We start from the raw sequence: 18,023 nt of genomic DNA on the forward strand, positions 1-18,023 counted from the left end.
TCAGACGAGGGGGTGGTCGAGGAAGTCGCCAAAGGCGGCGAAGAAACCGTCCAGGTCATCCCAGGGAATCATGTGGCCGGCGTTGTCAACGTACGCAACCTGGATATCCGGCTTGAGCTCGCGCATTTCAGCAATGTCACGGGGCTCGATCACCCCACCCCGCCCGGCCACCATCAGCAATGCCGGCTGGCGCACCGCGGGCAGGTACTGGTGGATATCGACCCCGTGGAAATCATCGAAGGCCCGCACGATCGCCGGCTCGTAGCAGGTGTGCAGCCACTCGGCACGCAGGGCCAGTTGCTCGTCGCTCCAGGTGGCGCAGAAGGCGCGCATGTCATCGCCGCTCATGCCAATCGTGGCTTGGCGGATCGAATCGACGTACCACGGCAACTTGCTCGGGTAGGCGCGGCGGCCCGGCCCGGACACCGGTGGGTCGACCAGCACCAGCCGCTGCAGCCCCGGCGCCCCTTGGGCGGCAGCGCGGATGGCAAAACGCGCCCCCATCGAGTGCCCGACAAGATGGTAGCCATCCAGGCCCAGCGCGGCGGCAAAGGCGGGAATATCCGCAGCACAAGCGTCGGTGCCGTAGTCCAGTTCGGGGCCGCTTGAAGACAAGCCGCGCCCGCGCACATCCAGCACATAGGTGTCGAAATACTGCCCAAGGCGCTCGGCGACAAAGCCCCAGGTGATCGCTGGGCTGGTGATGCCTGGCACCAGGATCAGCGCATGGCCCTTGCCGCCATAGTGCAGGTAATGCTGCCGGATGCCATTGGCGCTGACGTTACCACCAGCGACGAAGGTGCTCATGCCGCCTCCCCGCTATTAAGCTGCTGCTCATAGAGGTCGTAGCCGTAAACCCAAGCTGGGTCTTCCTGGGTGTAGAGCCAGGTGTTGGCGTTGGATACCGATTGCACCTGCGATGCCCGCTCTTTACGGTTGGCCTCGTACAGGGCGAACGCCGTGCGGTGGTCCGACACCCCGGTCTCCTGCAGGCAGCGGGTCAGCATGGCCGCGTCCTCGATGGCCATGCACGCGCCCTGGGCCATATGTGGCTTCATCGGGTGGCAGGCGTCGCCCAGCAGCACCAGGCGACCACGGCTCCACAACGGCAACGGGTTGCGGTTGCGCAGCGGCCACTTGGTAATCGATTCGGTAGCGTCGATCAGCTTCTGTACGGTGGGGTGGTAGCCTTCGAAGGCTGCGCGCATTTCTTCCTGGCTGCTGTCGACGAACGCACCCTGGAAGTCCCAGGCCTCATGTGGCACGCCGGTGACGAAGTAATACTCGTCGCGCTTGCCGGTGGTGTAGTAGACCATCATGTGGCGGTCTTCGGACCACCATTTGACGCAGGGCTCGAACACATCGGCATGCTGTGCCAGGTTCACCCCGCGAATCAGTGCACGGTGCGCGACCCAGCCGCTGTAGATCGGCGCTTCAGCCCCCAGCAACTCTTCACGGATCTTCGAATGGATGCCGTCGGCCCCAATGACGATGTCGGCCACGGTGTGGGTGCCGTCGGCGAAGTCCAGGCGCACCTGGTCACCTTCGTCGACGATCTTTTCCAGACGCTTGCCGAAGTGCACGGTGCCCGGCTGGATGGCCTCGATCTGCAGGGCGTGCAGGTCGCCACGGTGGATGGTGATGTACGCGGCGCCGTATTCGCGGCGGGCAAACTCGCCCAGCGGAATGCGCGACAGGTAATCACCGGTATTGCCGTCGCGGCTGAACCAGAAGTCCGGGTGCGAGCCCATCAGCTCCAGCTTCTGCTCCAGCCCCATGCGGCGGAAGATTTTCATCACGTTAGGGCCGATATGAATGCCCGCGCCCAGGCGGGTGAACGCCGGAGCCTGTTCGAATACCTCGACATCGAACCCGGCCTGTTGCAGCAACGTGGCGGCGGCTGCCCCACCCAGACCTGCACCGACGATTGCGATTTTCTGCCTACCCCGCATGGGTATGTCTCCTCTTGTTCTGATAGGGGGCCAGCGGTTCAACCGCCTGACTATTTAGAGCGTATACGCTACAAATGACTTTTGAAAAGAGCCAGCTTAAAATATTTTTCAAACAGCTGAACGAAACGAAAACCGGCTGACTGTTACCGTAAATACTGGACTATGTGTGGATAGGTAACGCTTGAACAGATAACTTGCGCTCGCTGGCAGGATGCGTTTTCATCTGCATAAGTAGGGTGTACACACTATTATTTTGCACCGAGATGAAGCACCAGGCACTGCCATGGTGCGCCCCTGTCAACGCCACCCAGGAGAACCCCGATGCCGGTGAGCAATGCACAACTGACCCAGATGTTCGAGCACGTACTGAAGCTGTCTCGCGTGGACGAAACGCAGAGCGTGGCCGTGCTCAAGAGCCACTACTCCGACCCGCGCACGGTCAACGCCGCCATGGAGGCCGCCCAGCGTTTGAAGGCCAAGGTGTATGCGGTAGAGCTGCCGGCGTTCAACCACCCGACCGCCATGGGCAACGACATGACGGCCTACTGCGGCGACACCGCGCTGACCGGCAACCTGGCGGCGCAGCGGGCGCTGGAAGCGGCCGACCTGGTCGTCGACACCATGATGCTGCTGCACTCGCCCGAGCAGGAGCAGATTCTCAAGACCGGCACGCGCATCCTGCTGGCCGTAGAGCCACCCGAGGTGCTGGCGCGCATGCTGCCGACCGAAGACGACAAACGCCGGGTGCTGGCTGCCGAAACCCTTTTGAAACAGGCGCGCAGCCTGCATGTGCGGTCCAAGGCCGGTAGCGACTTCCATGCCCCGCTCGGCCAGTACCCGGCCGTGACTGAGTACGGCTATGCCGACGAACCGGGGCGCTGGGACCACTGGCCCAGCGGCTTTCTGTTCACCTGGCCGAACGAGGACAGCGCCGAGGGCACGCTGGTGCTGGACGTGGGCGACATCATCCTGCCATTCAAGAACTATTGCCGCGAGCGCATCACCCTGGAAATCGAAAAAGGCTTCATCACCGGCATACATGGCGGCTTCGAGGCCGAGTACCTGCGTGACTACATGAAGTACTTCAACGACCCCGAGGTATACGGCATCTCGCACATAGGCTGGGGCCTGCAGCCGCGCGCGCAATGGACGGCCATGGGCCTGCACGACCGCAACGACGGCATGTGCATGGATGCCCGTGCGTTCTACGGCAACTTCCTGTTCTCCACTGGCCCCAACACCGAGGTCGGCGGCAAGCGCAAGACTCCGTGCCACCTGGACATCCCGCTGCGCAACTGCGATATCTACCTGGATGACAAGGCGGTAGTGCTGGCCGGCGACGTGGTTGCACCAGAGGAGTCGCGAGCGCGATAGGGGTTATACTGGCCGGGCGCTCCGCTATTGGCGGCCGGCCAGCCTCTTTCCACCCAGCCCAAGCCATCCTATGTCGAAAAAAACCACCCCCAGCAGCGCCCCGCTCGACAACACCCCCTACGACGTTACCGAACAGGTCGGGCACTTGCTGCGCAAGGCCTACCAGCGGCACACGGCGATCTTCCAGCAGCAGGCCTGCGACCCGCAGCTTACCTCGATCCAGTTCGTCACCCTGTGCGCCCTGCGCGACCACGGCCCCAGCTCCCAGGCCGAACTGATCAAGGCCACCGCGGTGGACCAGGCAACCATCCGCGGCATCGTCGAGCGCCTGAAGGCGCGCGAGCTGGTGCAGCTTTCGCCAGACCCGGGCGACCGGCGCAAGGTCATCGTCGAACTCACCGAAAGCGGCGCGGCCTTGCTCGATGCAATGATCCCCTGCGCCCGGCAGATCAGCGAATTGAGCATGGGCAGCCTGAATGCCGGGGAGCGCGTAGCCATTTTGTACCTGCTGCGCAAGATGATCGACAGCGACGAGAACGCGGGCTGAAAATTGTTGTGACTGCCGCGGTGGCCGTCACAGATACGCGGCCTGAGAGATCAAGCACATCGCGAGCAAGCTCGCTCACATTGGACACGCATCGGTGGTTGGACACAGGCCGTCGTAGGAGCGGGTTCACCCGCGAATGGGCCGGTCCTGCTAGCCAATCTCCACCTGCCGATCACCGTTGCCGCCACCACCGTATTCGCGGGTAAACCCGCTCCTACACACGCATCGGGGGTTGAACACAGGCCGCCGTAGGAGCGGGTTCACCCGCGAATGGGCCGGGCCTGCTGGCCAATCTCCACCCGCCGTTCACCGTTGCCGCCGCCACCGTATTCGCGGGTAAACCCGCTCCTACACACGCATCGGGGGTTCGGCACAGCGCGATGCGCCGCGCGGGCGGCGCTCGATTTCTCAGACGCCGACAATCTTCCTCCCTGCCCCCCACCACAGCTCTCTGCAAATTCATCTCTGGCCTGCTTCTTGCTCACTCATTTCATGTAGTGAGTACTTACCTAAACGCTCGCGTCATTTGAGTCCTTTGGTAGCGCAAGCAACCTCCAGAGATGAGCCAACAATGCAAATAACCATCTCCCTGCAGGTCAACGGCCAGCCCGTCGAAGTCAGCGCCATGCCTGACACCCCGCTGCTGCTGATCCTGCGCAACGACCTGTGCCTGAACGGCCCCAAGTACGGCTGCGGCCTGGGCGAGTGTGGGGCGTGTACGGTGATCATCGACGGCGTGGCCGCCCGCTCCTGCGTCATCCCCTTGGCCGGCGCCGCTGGCCGCGATATCACCACCCTCGAAGGGCTGGGCAGCAAGGCCGCGCCGCACCCCGTACAACAGGCGTTCATCGACGAGCAGGCGGCCCAGTGTGGTTACTGCATGAACGGCATGATCATGACTGCCAAGGCCCTGCTCGATCGCATTACCGCCCCCAGCGACGAACAGATTCGCAATGAACTGTCCGGCAACCTGTGCCGCTGCGGCACCCACGTCGAAATCCTGCGCGCCGTGCGCCGCGCTGCCGAGACCCGGAGAAAGCAATGAACCACTCACAACAGGTGCCCAGCCGCGACCAACTGCTGGCCAAGACCGGCGTATTGCTGATCGTCGACCAGATCACCCCACCCTCAGGCCCTGTGGCCAAGGGCGTGACACCTGCAGTCAAGGAACGTGAGCTGGCGTTGTTCATCGCGGTCAGCGACGACGGCATGGTCTACGCCTTCAATGGTCATGTCGACCTGGGCACTGGCATCCGTACCTCGCTGGCGCAAATCGTCGCCGAAGAGCTGGACCTGCGCATGGACCAGGTGCACATGGTGCTGGGCGACACCGAGCGGGCCCCCAACCAGGGCGCGACCATTGCCAGCGCCACCCTGCAGATTTCCGCGGTACCGCTGCGCAAGGCCGCAGCCACAGCGCGACGCTATCTGTTGCAACAGGCCGCCCTGCGCCTTGGCTGCCCGCCCGAAATGCTGCGCATTGAAGACGGCACGGTTATCGCCAGTAACGGCAGCACGCTGAGTTTTGCCGAACTGGTGCAAGGCGAGAACCACCGGCTGCACATTGCCGACGACGCCCCGCTCAAGGCCATCGAGGACTACCGCCTGGTCGGGCGCAGCGCCCCTCGGGTAGACATCCCTGGCAAGGCCACCGGCGAGCTGACCTATGTGCACGACATGCGCCTGCCCAACATGCTTCACGGTCGGGTCATCCGCCCGCCCTACGCCGGCCATGACAGCGGCGACTTTGTCGGCAACAGCCTGTTGGCGGTGGATGAATCCTCCATCGCCCATCTACCCGGCGTGGTCGCCGTGGTGGTCATCTGCGACTTCGTCGGCGTGGTGGCAGAGCGCGAAGAGCAAGCCATCCGTGCAGCCCATGAGCTGAAAGTCAGCTGGAAGCCCTTTACAGGCAAGCTGCCCGACCTTAGCGATGTCGCCCAGGCCATCCGCGACAACCCGCGCGTGCAGCGCACCGTGCTGGACCAGGGCGATGTCGACGCCGGCATCGCCAATGCCAGCCAGCGCCTGAGCCGCAGCTACCTGTGGCCTTACCAGCTGCACGCATCGATCGGCCCATCATGTGCGCTGGCCGACTTCACCGCAGGGCAGATCCGCGTGTGGTCAGGTACGCAGAACCCGCACCTGCTGCGCGCAGACCTGGCCTGGCTGCTGGCGTGCGACGAAGCACGCATCGAGATCATTCGCATGGAGGCAGCCGGCTGTTATGGCCGCAACTGCGCCGATGACGTGTGCGCCGACGCGGTGCTGCTGTCGCGTGCGGTGCAGCGCCCGGTGCGGGTGCAGCTGACCCGCGAACAGGAACACGTGTGGGAGCCCAAGGGCACCGCGCAGTTGATGGAAATCGACGGCGGCCTGAACGCCGATGGCAGCGTGGCCGCCTATGACTTCCAGACCAGCTACCCGTCCAATGGCGCGCCCACCCTGGCCCTGCTACTGACCGGTGCCGTGGAGCCGGTGCCGGCGCTGTTCGAGATGGGCGATCGAACGTCGATCCCGCCTTACGACTACGAACACATACGCGTCACTATCAATGACATGACGCCACTGGTGCGTGCCTCATGGATGCGGGGGGTGTCGGCCATGCCCAACAGCTTCGCCCACGAGTCGTACATTGATGAACTGGCCTTCGCCGCTGGCGTCGACCCGGTCGAATATCGCCTCAAGCACCTGTCCGACCCGCGCGCCATCGACCTGGTCAAAGCCACCGCTGAACGCGCGCAATGGCAGCCGCATACCCGGCCCATGCAGACACAGGCCGAAGGTGATGTGCTGCGCGGCCGGGGTTTTGCCTATGCGCGCTATATCCACAGTAAATTCCCCGGCTTCGGCGCGGCCTGGGCAGCGTGGGTAGCTGATGTCGCAGTGGACCGGCGCACAGGCGAAGTGGCCGTCACCCGGGTGGTGATCGGCCACGATGCCGGGATGATGGTCAACCCCGAGGGTGTGCGTCACCAGATCCACGGCAACGTCATCCAGTCCACCAGCCGGGCGCTCAAGGAGCAGGTCAGCTTCGAAGAGTCGACGGTGGCGAGCAAGGAATGGGGCGGCTATCCGATCCTGACCTTCCCCGAGGTGCCAGCTATCGACGTAATGATGCTGCCGCGCCAGCACGAGCCGCCAATGGGCAGTGGCGAGTCAGCCTCGGTACCCAGCGCAGCGGCCATCGCCAATGCCATTTTCGACGCCACCGGCATTCGTTTTCGCGAGCTGCCGATCACTGCCGAACGCGTGCGCGCTGCGCTCGGTGGCGAAGGCCAAGGGCCAGATGCGCCCGCGCCAGCGCAGCCGTCAACCAAGCGTTCGAAGTGGTGGTTCGGTTCGCTGGCCGGGGTGTTCGGCGCCGCATTGGGCATGCTTGCCACCGCCTTGCCCTGGCGCGCCGAAATCGCCCCGGTAACGCCACCTGCTGTCGGCAGCTGGAGCGCCGCCATGCTCGAGCGCGGGCGCCAGGTGGCGGCGGCGGGCGACTGCGCCGTGTGCCATACGGTCAGTGGCGGCAAGGCCAATGCCGGGGGGCTGGCAATGGATACGCCTTTCGGCACGCTATACAGCACCAATATCACCCCCGACCCGGAAACCGGTATCGGCCGCTGGTCCTTCGCGGCCTTCGAGCGGGCCATGCGCGAAGGTATCAGCCGCGATGGCCGGCACCTGTACCCGGCGTTTCCCTACACCTCGTTTCGCAACATCAACGACGCCGACATGCAAGCGCTGTATGCCTACCTGATGTCGCAAACCCCGGTACGCCAGGAAGCGCCCGCCAACCAGATGCGCTTCCCGTTCAACCAGCGGCCGCTGATGGCCGGTTGGAATGCGCTGTTTCTGCAACGCGGCGAATACCAGCCCGACCCGCAGCGCAATGCGCAGTGGAACCGCGGTGCCTACCTGGTCGACGGCCTGGGGCACTGCACGGCCTGCCACTCGCCGCGCAACCTGCTGGGCGCAGAAAAAGGCGGTAGCAGCTACCTTGCCGGCGGCATGGTCGATGGCTGGGAGGCCCCGGCCTTGAACGCCCTGGGCAAGTCATCGACGCCGTGGAGCGAAGACGAGTTGTTCAACTACCTCAGCACTGGCTTCTCCGAAAAACATGGCGTGGCGGCCGGCCCCATGGGCCCGGTGGTCAGTGAGCTTGCCACCCTGCCAACAAGCGACGTGCGCGCCATCGCCCACTACCTCAGCTCCATGGATGGCGAGCCGCAGACACTGGCCACCAATGCCGCGCCTCAGGTGGACTCGCACGTGTCGCTGAGCAACGGCGAGCGGGTATTCAAAGGTGCATGCCTGGCCTGTCACAGTGATGGGCTGGGGCCGAAGCTGTTTGGCGTCAGCCCGTCGATGGCGGTCAACAGCAACGTCCATAGTGACCTGCCGGACAACCTGCTGCGCGTTGTGCTGCACGGCATTCCGACCCCGGCAACCCGCGACCTGGGCTACATGCCCGGTTTCAAGGACAGCCTGTCGGACCGCCAGGTAGCCGACCTCGCGGCCTACCTGCGCCATCGTTTTGCCGCCGACAAACCGGCCTGGCAAGGGCTGGCGTCCAAGGCTGCGCAGGTACGCGCCAACCCTGGCAGCCACTGAGGCTCAGCGGCGCAAGCCGCGCAGCGCAAGGTCACTGATGAAGGCCAGCCAATCGGCCTTGGCCTGCTTGTCGGCCAGGTCCACGGCCAGGAACGAGCTGAGCGTATGGCGGTTGGAGTTATAGAAGTAGCAGAGCGAGGCAATCATCAGGTAGGCGTGGGTAATGCAGATATCGTCGCGGAACAGGCCCTCTGCCTGTCCGGCCTCGATGATCGGCCGCAGCACGCCGACCGCCTCGCCGGACAGCGCCCTGAGGTTTTGCGACTTGCGCGCGTGCAAGCCCTGGTGAAGGTTTTCGGTGGCGAGGATGGTGACGAATTCGGGGTGGCGCACATAATAGTCCCAGATAAACGCCACCAGTTCGCGCAGGGCCTGCTCAGGGTCGGCGAGGTCGAGGCGCAGCTTCGCTTCGGCCTGGTTGAAGCTGGCATAGATGTGCTCCAGCACACTGATGAACAGCTTTTCCTTGCTGCCGAAGTAGTAATAGATCATCCGGTCGTTGGACTTGGCCAGCGTGGAGATCTGCTCGATGCGCCCGCCAGTGAAGCCTTCCTTGCTGAAGACCTTCACTGCGGCCTTGAGAATATTGTCCCGGGTGCGGTCGGCCTGCTGGGCGCGAACACCGGTTTTGCGAGTTTGCATGTCGGTCCCTGTGGGGCTGGCCAGATACCCAACACTGCCACAGACATTGAGCCATTGCGCGGCTTTTTCGACTGGGCTGACACGATAGACGCGAGGGAGCGGAACATGCAGCATCTCGACCTACAGGTGGTCGACAAGGCACTGCAATGGGCCCGGGCCGGGGATACGGTGTGGCTGTGCACGGTGCTGTCCACCTACGGCTCGGCACCCCGTTCGCCTGGGGCTATGCTGGCTTGCCGCAGCGCGCAGGATTGGGTTGGGTCATTATCCGGCGGTTGCGTGGAAGAGGAGTTCCTTGCCAGCCTGGCACACGGTGCGTTCAGCCAACCGGCACAGGTGGTGCGTTACGGAGACGGCCAGGAACAGAGCCGGCGCTTGCGCTTACCTTGCGGTGGTGTGCTGGTGGTATTGGTGGAGCGGCGGCAGGCGGATGGCGCTTGGCTGAAGCACCTGCATGCGTTGCACGGGGCACTGTTGGGGCAGCAGCGGGTCATGCGCAAAGTCAGTATGCCGGCGGGTGAATTCAGTGTGCATGACGACAACCGTGCTGGCGTGCGCATGCACCACGACGCAATTTACATCGGCATTGGCCCTGCCCTGCGGTTGGTGCTGGCCGGGCTGTCGCCGGTCGCTCAAGCCTGTGCCGATATCGCTCACACGCTGGGCTGCGAGGTCATCGCCTGCGACCCGCGCGAGGAGATGGCGCACGTCGTAATCGAGGGCGCACAGATGCATCGGGTGCTGCCTTCGCTGTTCATTGCTGCGGGTGGTTGCCATGCGGCTACCGCCATTGTGGCGCTGACGCATGATCCGAAAATCGATGACCTGGCATTGATGGAGGCGGTGAATACCCCAGCGTTCTATATAGGCGCCATGGGTTCGGCGGCCACGTCAGCACGTCGCGCCGAGCGGCTGCAGCGGATTGGCGGGCTGACCGACAAGCAGATAGAACGGCTGCACATGCCTATTGGGCTGGACCTGGGCAGCAAGGCGCCAGCGGAGATCGCGCTGGCGGTGATGGCGGATGTGCTGCGGGTGTATCGGGGCAAGGCGCGGGATGCGCTGTGAGGTTAGCCACCGCCCCAAGCCATCAAGCAGCCTGCGCCTGCCCCGCCAACTGCCGGGCACGGTTCAGTTCGCCCTGCAAATCATCGCTTACTGCCGCCACCCGTGAAGTTGCCGAACATCGAGATCAACCTGTTCTGGCACAGACGGTACATCAAGGACCCGGCCAACCGATGGCTCAGGCAATTGATGTTCGATCTGTTTTCGGACACTCGCTGACCGCGCGCTGGGCACGTGTCAGGCAGTTGACCAAGTGCAGCCGCATGGCAGCGCGGGCAGCACCGGCATCCTTGCGGGTAATCGCGGCATGCACTTGCTCACGCTCCCGCGCCTCCAGTGCCCGTTGCTCGGCATCGCCACCTGGCACTGCTTGCTGGGCCGCAGCCAACAAGGTATGCCCAAGATGGGTCATGGTGTCGATGAAAAAGCTGTTGCCCGTGCATTGGGCTATCTGCAGGTGAAACTCGAAGTCGGTACGCATGCAGGGTGCAGACTGCGTAGCGACACTCCCATCCAGCGCCGCCCGCATGGCAGCCAGTTGCTCTGGGGTGGCACGCTGGGCAGCAATGGCAGCCGCCTCGACTTCAAGGCAAAGCCGCAGCTCGATGATCGCCACCTCGTTGTATGCGCCCCCCATTCCAGGCTTGGCACTCTGGAAGTCACCTGCCGGGATGGCGTCTACAACAAAGGTGCCGATACCACGGCGGGTTTCTACCAGGCCTTCGGCCTGCAACCGTGACATGGCTTCGCGCACCACGGTACGGCTTACGCCACGCGCTTTGGTCACGGCTTCTTCGGTGGGCAATTTGCTTCCCGCTGGCAATTCGCCCGAGAGAATCTGCTGCGACAGGTCATGCACCAGTTGCTGGGCGAGATTCAGGCGTTTTTCCGGGGTGGCAGAAGCCATTGGGCGAACCTTTGCTAAGCGGAAGATCCCGGAGTATACCCGCTGCCCGGGGCCAAAACGCACTATACTGCCCGCTGCCAACACAAGAGCACAGTAATGCCGAACCCGACCGCCAGCCCCCCTCAACAGCCTCGCCGCCTGGCCGAAGCACTGGTCGAGCGCTTCGCCCAACGCATGCGTGAGGGCACGCTCAAGCGTGGTGACAAGCTGCCGACCGAAGCCACACTGATCGAAACCGAAGGCGTCAGCCGCTCGGTAGTACGCGAAGCGTTGTCGCGCATGCAGGCAGCGGGCCTGGTCGAGACCCGCCACGGCGTGGGCACCTTCGTGCTGGACATGCCGGCACCGGAGAGCTTCAACGTGGGGCCGGCAACCATCAGCCTGCTGTCCGATGTGCTCGACCTGCTGGAATACCGCCTAAGCCTTGAAGTGCAAGCCGCCGGCATGGCCGCCGAACGGGCCACGCCACAGGCACTCGAAGAACTGCAGCAAGCCTTGGAAGCCCTGATGCAAGGCCCGGAAAAATCCGGCAGCACGACCAACGCCGACTTCCAGTTCCACCTGAAAATTGCCAAGGCCGCGGGTAACCAGTACCTGATCGATATCATGAAGCACCTGGGCACCAAGATGATCCCCCGCACGCGCATGAACTCTGCCTATACCGGGCAGAGCAACCGCAGTACCTACCTGGCCGGTATCAATGCCGAACATCAGCAGATCTACGACGCCATCGCCAGCCGCCAGGTGGATGCGGCGCGCGCCGCCATGTACCTGCACCTGAGCAACAGCCGTATGCGCCTGCGTGAGGCGCAACGGCTACAGGCATTCTACAGCGAGGCCTGAGGCCCCGGCGCGGGCTCTACGTCCGTATAGACAAGCCCTTGGCTGCCCTGCACCTGCCAAGGGTTGGCACCCCCGGTGTCGGTGAAGCGAAGCCCGTCGAAACGCGAATCCTTGAGGCCATCGATCTTCACCGGGGCTGGCCCGCGAAAGCGCACTCGTTCAAACACCAGGCCCTGATGCCAGGCGCCATGGCTGCTATCGCCCTTGACCTCGATGGCAGCGGTGCGGGCGTTTTCCACGCTTACGTCGCTGACCGTGATATCCCGGAACTGCCCCGCCACCGCCGAGCGCTTGTAATCGAGCTTGGCATTCGGGTCGTTGTAATCCAGGGTGAAGATGAAGGCCTGTTTTGCCGTGTTGCGGATGGCCGAATCACGGAAAGTGACGTGGCGTGCGCCGCCGCCCATGAAGTTGGTGCTTTTCATGCGCAGCCCGGCATCGGTGCCATCGGAGACGTTGTCCTCGGCCAGGATGTTCTGAATCCACGCGCCGGTATGGCTGCCCGCCACGACCATGCCATGGCCTTTGCGGAAATAGTTGTTGAAGATCCAGGCCTCCTCCTGCGCCTTCTGGTGGACCGCATCCGCCCCAGTGCCGGCGGCGAAGTTGACGCAGTCGTCTCCGGTGTCGAAGAAGTTGTTGAACACCAGGGCGCCGCGGCTGTTGGCAAACTCGATACCGTCGCCGTTGTTGGCGTCGTAGGTACGGTGCGTGGTGTTAGCCAGCACCACATTCTGCGTCTCCAGGTTCATGATGCCGTGGTAGGCCGGGTTGACCACCGTGAAGCCACCATAGAACACGTTTTTCACATTGCGCAGGGTAATCAGCGAGGAACGCATCTGACCGTAGGCGTCCTTGACGTTCATGCCCTCGGCAACCGCCCGCTCCACCTGAGCCTTGGCCAGCACGCCATCGTGCATGTAGCGGCTGTTGTCGCTGGGCAGGTAGAAGGGCAAGGCTTGCCCGCGCTCGTCGAGCACATCCGGGTTACGCTTCCAGCCATTGCCGTCGATGGTGCCCTTGCCGACGATGCGGATATTCTCGAAGGCCTGATGCGCACGCGGGTCGCGCGGCAAGGCATTGATCAGCGAGGCCGGACGCACGGTGGTGGAATACGGGTACTGGATATAGCCCTGGCGCGGGTAGTCCTCGGCACGCTCGGAACCTAACAGGGTAGCGCCCTCGGCGATTTCCAGGGTCATGTCGCTCTTAAGGTAAAGCGCCCCGCTCTTGTACGTGCCGGCAGGCAGCAACACCTTGCAGCCCTTGCTGCAAGCATCGATGGCACGCTGAATGGCAGCCGTGTCGAGCGCCTTGCCATCGCCCTTGGCACCGTAGCGCTGCACGTTGAACAGCGCCGGTATGGCCGTGGTTCGCTGCACAACCACGGGGCTGTCAGCAGACTCCTTGCCATTGCGATCGACCGAGCGCACGGTGAAGTGGTACTCGGTATCGGGGGCAAGCCCTTGGGCGGTGAAGCTGTGAATGGCGATGCGGTGGTGGAAGTTGTGCAGGTCCTGCTCGTAAAACCGGTCGATGTACGGTTTGGCCGGTGACACCTGCTCGTTGTTGGCGTTGCTTGCACCCAGCAACCGGCCATTGGCGTACACGTGGTAGTCGACGATCTCGGCATGGCTGGCGGGCTTTTCCCATACCAGGATGATCTGCCGGTCGTCGTAGGCCAGCGTCGGCACCTGGACCTTTGCAGGTGCCTCTACGGCCCACAGCGGCAAGCTGCTGCCCATGGCCAGGGCAACCACGGCAGCACGCACCAGCGAAGCGGGCGCAAGGTTGGCATTCGGCATGTTCTTGTCTTCCTTGTAATTGCCGGGTTCAGGCCGACATGGCCGGGGCACGATCTGCGCTGAAGTCACGGCTGGCTTGCACCAGCATTCGTGTGTAATCGTGGGTGGCCTGGTCCTGGCTCAGTGCCCGGCAGTCCAGTTGCTCGACGATACGCCCCTGCTGCATCACCGCGACCTTGTCACACAGATGGCTGACCACACCCAGGTCGTGCGTCACCATCAGGTAGGTGAGCTTCTCGCGCTGACGCAGGTCGGACAACAGGTTGAGAATTTCTGCCTGCACCGACACATCCAGCGCCGACGTGGGCTCATCGAGCAACAGCACCCTAGGCTCAAGAATCAACGCCCGGGCGATAGCCACGCGCTGACGCTGGCCACCGGACAGCTGGTGCGGGTAGCGGTAACGGTAGCTGTCGTTGAGACCTACCTTGACGAGGATGTCGTTGATGCGATCGTTGCGCTCATCCATGCCGTGGATCACCAGCGGCTCGCGCAGTGCAGTGTCGATGGTATGGCGCGGGTGCAGCGAACCATAGGGGTCCTGGAACACCATCTGCACCTTGCGAAAGTGCTCCTTGGGGAGCTTGTGTTGCAACGGCACGCCGTCAATGCTCAGGGCTCCGCTCCAGTGCCGGTACTGGCCGGCCAGGCAACGCAATACCGTGGTCTTGCCAGAGCCGGACTCCCCCACCAGGCCAAATGACTCGCCATCTTCGACACTCAGGTCGACATTGTGCAGCACCTGGTTGAGCGTGGCGCCAACGCCAAAGCTAAGGTTCAATGCGTGTGCTTGGATCATGGACATGGTCAGTTACCTCAGCAGGAGAGCCACAGTGGGTCGCGTTGCAACACGGGCAATCGCGGGCGGCGGTTGTCCATGCTTGGCAAAGCGGCCAGCAGGCCTCGGGTGTAGGGGTGTTCGGCACGGTGCAGGTCACTGGCAGCCAGCGACTCCACCACGCGCCCGGCATACATCACCAGTACCCGGTCACAGTAATTGCGCACCAGGTTCAGGTCGTGGCTAACGAAGATCAGCCCCATCTGCTGCTCCACCACCAGCTCTTCGAGCACGTTGAGCACCTGCTGGCGCACCGAAACATCCAGCGCCGAGGTCGGCTCGTCAGCGATGATCACTTCCGGGCTGGTGATCACCATCATCGCGATCATGATGCGCTGGCCCATGCCGCCGCTCACCTCATGCGGATAAAGATCGTAGACGCGCTTTGGGTCGCGGATATGCACCTTGTCGAGCATCTGCAGCACCCGCTCACGGGCGTCGTTGCGGCTGGCCTTGTGGTGCGCCAGGTACGCCTCGGCAATCTGGTCACCCACCCGCACCACCGGGTTGAGCGAATACTTGGGGTCTTGCATGATCATCGAGATGCGCTGGCCGCGAATTTTCTGCATGGTCTTTTCGCTGGCACTGAGCAGGTCGACATCGCCGAACTGCAGGGCCTTTGCGGTGATCTGCGCGCTGCCGGGGTGCAGCTTGAGCAAGCTGCGGCCCACGGTGGACTTGCCCGAACCGGACTCACCCACGATGGCGAGCTTTTCCCGGCCCAGGGTGAAGGACACATCACGCACCGCGTGCATCACTTTCTTGCCGTTGACGAAGCGCACATTGAGCGATTCGACATTGAGTTTGACTGCTGACATAAAGCCTCCGGTTACTCGCTACGCGGGTCGAGAATGTCCCGCAGGCCATCGCCCAGCAGGTTGAACGCCAGGCTCACCAGCATGATTGCCGCACCGGGTACGGCTACCAGCCACCAGCACTCGAGCATGTAGCGCCTCCCCGTGGAGATCATCGCCCCCCACTCCGGCAAAGGCGCCTGCGCCCCTAGCCCGAGGAAGCCCAGCGCCGCCGCGGTAAGGATGATGCCGGCCATGTTCATGGTCAGGCGGATGATCACCGACGACAGGCACATCGGTACGATATGGCGCAGGATGATGCGTGTCGAAGACGCGCCCTGCAGTTCGACCGCCACCACGAAGTCGGCCTTGCGCAGCGACAGGGTTTCGGCCCGGGCCAGCCGTGCGATCGGTGGCCAGGAGGTTAACGCAATAGCCACCACCGCATGCTCAAGGCCAGGGCCCAATGCGGCGATGAAGGCCAGCGCCAGCACCAGGCTGGGGAACGAAATGAAAATGTCGGTGACGCGCATGAACACGGTATCGACAATGCCGCCGAAGTAGCCCGATACCGTGCCGATGAACAGGCCGATCGGGCCGACGATGACCGTCACCAGGGCGATGATGTAGAGGGTGATACGCGCGCCATAGACCAGCCGGCTGAAGATATCCCGGCCGTATTCGTCGGTACCGAACCAGTGCGCGGCACTGGGTGCCTGCAAGGCATTGGCGAGGTTCTGGATGACCGGGTCGTGGGTGGCGATCCACGGCGCGAACGCCGCTACCACGACCAGCAGCAAGGCCACCAGCAAGCCCGCCAGGGTCATAGGGTTGCGGACCAGCAGGCGCAACACCCGCAGGCTGCTTTTGCCAAGGGCCTCAAGGCTGGACGCCGGGGCATCGGCCTGCCGCTTGGCGGTAGATTCGGTAGAAGATATGTTGGCAATCATCGGCAAGTTCTCGATGTGGAGTCATGGCCGCTCGGGGTACCCGTGAGCCCCCGGACGGTACTCAACGTTGCTTGTAGACGCCCAGGTAGCGGGTGGCTTCGGCGTCGTCGCCAGTGAAACCCTTGACGTCGGCTGCGCTTACGGCGGTGTCGGTCATCTGCGAAATCATCATGATCGGCCCCACCTCGTCGTCGTACAGTTTCTGCGCCTGCTGGTACATGGCCAGGCGTTTGGCCGCATCGCGCTCGACCCCCACCCGGTCGATCAGGTCATTCAGCGGGGGGCTGAAGAACGACGCTCGCCAGCCCTGGAAGTTGGGCAGGCCAGCGCTGTCACTGTTGTCGGGGTTGTAGACGAAGGTGCGCAGACTGAAATACGGGTGCGGATAACGCTCGGCGCCCCGCGCCACGATCATCTCAAAGTTGCGCGCGCGCATGGCGCCATACACTTGGTTGCCGGTACCGGTGACGATAGTGGCCTTGATGCCACCTTCAGCCAGGGTCGACTGCATACGTGCAGCGATATCAATGAAGGGAGGTTCGGACAGCGTGCGAATGGTTGTATTGAAACCATGTGGGTAGCCCGCCTCTGCCAGCAGTGCCTTGGCTTTGGCGACATCCAGCTTGTGGCCCGGGTCGGGCAACCGGGCCTCGAGCCCAAGCTGCATCGGCTGCTGGTTGAGCTTGCCGTAATGCGGCATCACCTGCTGGTCCAGGCCCTGGTAGTCGATCAGGTTACGCACCGCTTCACGGACTTTGCGGTTGGCAAACTCCGGCTGCTTCATGCTCATCGCCACGTAGTACAGGGTGCCGCGCTGCAACGCTTGCACCTGGAGTGTGTCGGAACTCTCGATGGCCTTGATATCCGGCGCAGCCATACCGTAGGCCAGGTCCAGGTCACCGCGTTCGAGCATCAGGCGCAGTGACTGCGACTCGGTCATGTGGCGGACCAGCACTCGCTTCATCTTCGCCGGGCCTGCCCAGTACCCGTCGAAACGGGTCATCACCAGCGCATCGTTGGCGCTCCACTTGGTCAGGGTGAACGGCCCGCTGCCTGCCTCATTGGTGACCAGCCAGGCCGCGCCCAGGTCACCGTTCTTCTCATGCTTGAGCACTTGCTGGCGGTCGACCACGACAGCGCTGGGGGACACAGCCAGCGAGTCGATCACCAGCAACGGGTCGGTCGGCTGCGGCAGGTCGATCACCAAGGTATGGCTATCGGTCGCACGGATCAGCTTTTGAATGTTTTCGACACTGTAGCCGTAGGCCTTCCAGGTGGTAGCCAGGCCATAGTTGAGCTTCATCACCCGGTACAGTGACCAGGCCACATCTTCGGCAGTGAGCGGGTTGCCGGAATGGAACAGGACATCACCGCGCAGGTGGAAGGTGATCTGCTTGCCGTCTTCGCTGACGTCCCAGCGTTCAGCCAGTTGTGGCAGGTGCTTGTCCGGGTTGCCCTGGTCGCGCTTGATGAGCGTGTCGTAAAGGTTGGCATTGATGCCAGAGGCATCCAGGCCGGGCGCGTTGGCCGGGTCGATGGAGAACAGGTTGACCATGCTCATGCCGACGATCAACTGGTCGCCAGGGGTTTTCGCCTGCACCACAGCGAGCGGGCCGAGCAGCAGCGCTGCGCCCAGCAAAGCCATACGCAGCGGCGGGAATACAGTCTTCATGGCGCATCCTTTTTTATAGTTATTCAATG

The 18,023-nt window shown here is 63.3% G+C and carries 15 protein-coding genes and 1 pseudogene; 7 read left to right on the plus strand and 9 right to left on the minus strand.

The genetic code is table 11. From position 1 onward, the window contains the following. Both nicD and nicC read right to left on the minus strand, forming a co-directional pair. Positions 1–807, minus strand: coding sequence for an N-formylmaleamate deformylase (nicD, locus tag QYE47_RS06240; RefSeq protein WP_014590415.1), 807 nt, complete (start codon positions 805–807; stop codon positions 1–3). Further along, positions 804–1,952: a 6-hydroxynicotinate 3-monooxygenase gene (nicC, locus tag QYE47_RS06245; protein WP_014590414.1), complete on the minus strand. Its 1,149-nt coding sequence runs from the start codon at positions 1,950–1,952 to the stop codon at positions 804–806. The genes nicD and nicC overlap by 4 nt, the downstream gene beginning before the upstream one ends. Positions 1,953–2,273: 321 nt before the next feature. On the opposite strand from nicC, the gene QYE47_RS06250 reads away from it, so the two are divergent. The 4 genes from QYE47_RS06250 to QYE47_RS06265 all read left to right on the plus strand — a co-directional run bounded on the left by QYE47_RS06250 (position 2,274) and on the right by QYE47_RS06265 (position 8,478). After that, a complete protein-coding gene (locus QYE47_RS06250) occupies positions 2,274–3,326 on the plus strand; it encodes a 2,5-dihydroxypyridine 5,6-dioxygenase (RefSeq protein ID WP_004577272.1) in 1,053 nt (350 codons plus the stop codon). 70 nt (positions 3,327–3,396) lie between these two features. Continuing rightward, positions 3,397–3,873: a MarR family winged helix-turn-helix transcriptional regulator gene (locus QYE47_RS06255; protein WP_003251120.1), complete on the plus strand. Its 477-nt coding sequence runs from the start codon at positions 3,397–3,399 to the stop codon at positions 3,871–3,873. Positions 3,874–4,444: 571 nt separating this feature from the next. Next, positions 4,445–4,918, plus strand: a complete 474-nt coding sequence (locus QYE47_RS06260; RefSeq protein ID WP_070383642.1) for a (2Fe-2S)-binding protein — start codon at positions 4,445–4,447, stop codon at positions 4,916–4,918. Beyond that, positions 4,915–8,478: a molybdopterin cofactor-binding domain-containing protein gene (locus QYE47_RS06265; protein WP_070383641.1), complete on the plus strand. Its 3,564-nt coding sequence runs from the start codon at positions 4,915–4,917 to the stop codon at positions 8,476–8,478. The genes QYE47_RS06260 and QYE47_RS06265 overlap by 4 nt, the downstream gene beginning before the upstream one ends. A 3-nt stretch (positions 8,479–8,481) precedes the next feature. Here the strand turns inward: QYE47_RS06265 and QYE47_RS06270 are convergent, their stop codons facing one another. Next, the gene (locus QYE47_RS06270) at positions 8,482–9,120 is read right to left on the minus strand and encodes a TetR family transcriptional regulator (RefSeq protein WP_070383640.1); all 639 of its coding nucleotides are present in this window, start codon (positions 9,118–9,120) and stop codon (positions 8,482–8,484) included. A 105-nt stretch (positions 9,121–9,225) separates the two neighbouring features. On the opposite strand from QYE47_RS06270, the gene QYE47_RS06275 reads away from it, so the two are divergent. Together QYE47_RS06275 and QYE47_RS06280 are read left to right on the plus strand one after the other, a co-directional pair. Then, positions 9,226–10,188, plus strand: a complete 963-nt coding sequence (locus tag QYE47_RS06275) for an XdhC family protein (protein ID WP_070383639.1) — start codon at positions 9,226–9,228, stop codon at positions 10,186–10,188. Between the two features lie 87 nt (positions 10,189–10,275). Further along, positions 10,276–10,404: pseudogene (locus QYE47_RS06280) on the plus strand (LysR family transcriptional regulator); the annotation flags it as partial. On the opposite strand, the gene QYE47_RS06285 reads toward QYE47_RS06280, so the two are convergent. Beyond that, a complete protein-coding gene (locus tag QYE47_RS06285) occupies positions 10,364–11,092 on the minus strand; it encodes a FadR/GntR family transcriptional regulator (RefSeq protein ID WP_014590409.1) in 729 nt (242 codons plus the stop codon). The pseudogene QYE47_RS06280 and the gene QYE47_RS06285 overlap by 41 nt on opposite strands. Positions 11,093–11,188: 96 nt before the next feature. Between QYE47_RS06285 and QYE47_RS06290 the strand changes: the two genes are divergently transcribed. Then, a complete protein-coding gene (locus tag QYE47_RS06290; protein ID WP_012051868.1) occupies positions 11,189–11,935 on the plus strand; it encodes a FadR/GntR family transcriptional regulator in 747 nt (248 codons plus the stop codon). On the opposite strand, the gene QYE47_RS06295 is transcribed toward QYE47_RS06290, so the two are convergent. The 5 genes from QYE47_RS06295 to QYE47_RS06315 form a co-directional block, all read right to left on the minus strand. Next, positions 11,920–13,740, minus strand: coding sequence for a glycosyl hydrolase family 28 protein (locus tag QYE47_RS06295; protein WP_014590408.1), 1,821 nt, complete (start codon positions 13,738–13,740; stop codon positions 11,920–11,922). The two genes, QYE47_RS06290 and QYE47_RS06295, sit on opposite strands and share 16 nt — an antisense overlap. A 28-nt stretch (positions 13,741–13,768) precedes the next feature. Beyond that, entirely contained in the window at positions 13,769–14,545 is a 777-nt protein-coding gene (locus QYE47_RS06300) for an ABC transporter ATP-binding protein (RefSeq protein ID WP_014590407.1), read from the minus strand. Positions 14,546–14,556: 11 nt separating this feature from the next. Continuing rightward, a complete protein-coding gene (locus tag QYE47_RS06305; RefSeq protein ID WP_012051865.1) occupies positions 14,557–15,396 on the minus strand; it encodes an ABC transporter ATP-binding protein in 840 nt (279 codons plus the stop codon). Between the two features lie 11 nt (positions 15,397–15,407). Then, positions 15,408–16,322 carry an ABC transporter permease gene (locus tag QYE47_RS06310; protein WP_012051864.1) on the minus strand — a complete coding sequence of 305 codons (915 nt, stop codon included), beginning with the start codon at positions 16,320–16,322 and terminating at the stop codon, positions 15,408–15,410. Between the two features lie 61 nt (positions 16,323–16,383). After that, entirely contained in the window at positions 16,384–17,994 is a 1,611-nt protein-coding gene (locus tag QYE47_RS06315) for an ABC transporter substrate-binding protein (protein ID WP_070383638.1), read from the minus strand. Positions 17,995–18,023: the final 29 nt, after the last annotated feature.

This window comes from Pseudomonas sp. 2,4-D, assembly GCF_030418155.1.
In the GTDB taxonomy this organism is placed as follows: domain Bacteria; phylum Pseudomonadota; class Gammaproteobacteria; order Pseudomonadales; family Pseudomonadaceae; genus Aquipseudomonas; species Aquipseudomonas alloputida.

Coding starts and splice junctions, on each gene's coding strand:
- QYE47_RS06290 (WP_012051868.1), top strand. CDS start 11,189: ATGCCGAACCCGACCGCCAGCCCCCCTCAACAGCCTCGCCGCCTGGCC.
- QYE47_RS06315 (WP_070383638.1), bottom strand. CDS start 17,994: ATGAAGACTGTATTCCCGCCGCTGCGTATGGCTTTGCTGGGCGCAGCG.
- QYE47_RS06270 (WP_070383640.1), bottom strand. CDS start 9,120: ATGCAAACTCGCAAAACCGGTGTTCGCGCCCAGCAGGCCGACCGCACC.
- QYE47_RS06310 (WP_012051864.1), bottom strand. CDS start 16,322: ATGATTGCCAACATATCTTCTACCGAATCTACCGCCAAGCGGCAGGCC.
- QYE47_RS06295 (WP_014590408.1), bottom strand. CDS start 13,740: ATGCCGAATGCCAACCTTGCGCCCGCTTCGCTGGTGCGTGCTGCCGTG.
- QYE47_RS06300 (WP_014590407.1), bottom strand. CDS start 14,545: ATGTCCATGATCCAAGCACACGCATTGAACCTTAGCTTTGGCGTTGGC.
- QYE47_RS06265 (WP_070383641.1), top strand. CDS start 4,915: ATGAACCACTCACAACAGGTGCCCAGCCGCGACCAACTGCTGGCCAAG.
- QYE47_RS06305 (WP_012051865.1), bottom strand. CDS start 15,396: ATGTCAGCAGTCAAACTCAATGTCGAATCGCTCAATGTGCGCTTCGTC.
- QYE47_RS06285 (WP_014590409.1), bottom strand. CDS start 11,092: ATGGCTTCTGCCACCCCGGAAAAACGCCTGAATCTCGCCCAGCAACTG.
- QYE47_RS06275 (WP_070383639.1), top strand. CDS start 9,226: ATGCAGCATCTCGACCTACAGGTGGTCGACAAGGCACTGCAATGGGCC.
- QYE47_RS06250 (WP_004577272.1), top strand. CDS start 2,274: ATGCCGGTGAGCAATGCACAACTGACCCAGATGTTCGAGCACGTACTG.
- QYE47_RS06255 (WP_003251120.1), top strand. CDS start 3,397: ATGTCGAAAAAAACCACCCCCAGCAGCGCCCCGCTCGACAACACCCCC.
- nicC (WP_014590414.1), bottom strand. CDS start 1,952: ATGCGGGGTAGGCAGAAAATCGCAATCGTCGGTGCAGGTCTGGGTGGG.
- QYE47_RS06260 (WP_070383642.1), top strand. CDS start 4,445: ATGCAAATAACCATCTCCCTGCAGGTCAACGGCCAGCCCGTCGAAGTC.
- nicD (WP_014590415.1), bottom strand. CDS start 807: ATGAGCACCTTCGTCGCTGGTGGTAACGTCAGCGCCAATGGCATCCGG.